This window comes from Enterobacter cloacae complex sp. XAL002, assembly GCF_049236805.1.
Taxonomy (GTDB): Bacteria; Pseudomonadota; Gammaproteobacteria; order Enterobacterales; family Enterobacteriaceae; genus Enterobacter; species Enterobacter intestinihominis.
Window position 1 is genome coordinate 1 of record NZ_JBMKJN010000070.1, and the last position, 1,257, is coordinate 1,257.

Sequence of the window (1,257 nt, forward strand, 5' to 3'; positions counted from 1 at the left end):
GGGGTCTGACGCTCAGTGGAACGAAAACTCACGTTAAGCAACGTTTTCTGCCTCTGACGCCTCTTTTAATGGTCTCAGATGTCCTTTGGTCACCAGTTCTGCCAGCGTGAAGGAATAATGGCCGAGCATATTGATATGTCCGTGGCAAAGCGGGGAGAGGCGTGCGATATCTTCATCATTCAGTGTTTCACCCTGCGCCCGGAGATGATCCAGGGCTGCCTGCATATAAATAGTGTTCCATAACACGACGGCGTTAGTGACCAGCCCCAGTGTGCCCAGTTGATCTTCCTGACCGTCGGTATATCGTTTTCTTATCTCACCTTTTTGACCGTGACAGATGGCTCTGGCAACGGCATGGCGACTTTCTCCCCGATTAAGCTGGGTCAGAATGCGCCGGCGGTAATCTTCATCATCAATATAATTAAGCAGATACAGCGTTTTGTTGATGCGCCCCACTTCAATGATTGCCTGAGTCAGTCCGGAAGGACGTTCACTTTTCAGCAATGAACGGACCAGCACTGAAACCTGTACTTTGCCCAGCTTCAGGGAGCCAGCGGTCCGGATCATTTCGTCCCACTGAAGGACTATTTTTCGGGGATCTGATTGCCCTCTGGCAATATCATTCAGCACGCCATAGTCGGCATCATGGTCCATTCGCCAGAAAACCGAAGCACCGGCATCAGCCAGGCGTGGAGAAAACTGGTATCCCAGCAGCCAGAAAAGGCCAAAGACAAGTTCGCTGGCACCTGCTGTATCGGTCATAATTTCGGTTGGATTCAGCCCGGTCTCCTGTTCCAGAAGACCTTCCAGCACAAAGATAGAGTCCCTCAGCGTCCCCGGTATAACGATGCCATGAAAGCCGGAATACTGATCGGACACAAAGTTGTACCAGGTGATCCCTCTGTTATTACCAAAGTATTTGCGGTTCGGTCCGGCATTGATTGTTCTGACTGGCGTAACAAAGCGCATTCCATCTGCAGATGCCACTTCTCCTCCACCCCATATCTGTGCCAGTGGCAGCGTTGCCTGAAAATCAACCAGTCTGGCATTAGCGCTGGTGATAGTTTCAGCCCGCAGATAGTTCGCTTTTGTCCAGTTCAGCCGGTGTCGGGTCAGTGCAGGAACATTTGATCTGATCAGTGGTTCCAGACCGATATTGCAGGCTTCAGCCATCAGCACGGCGCTGATGCTGACGGGCAGATCATCAACTCTGGCACTGGCTTCACTAGCATGGAAAAACTCATCAGCAAATCCGGT

General features: G+C 51.4%; 1 pseudogene. It reads right to left on the reverse strand.

Features of this window, described 5'->3' with window-relative positions:
- Positions 1 to 33: 33 nt before the first annotated feature.
- Positions 34 to 1,257: pseudogene (locus ACOT0L_RS23965) on the reverse strand (Tn3-like element Tn3 family transposase); the annotation flags it as partial.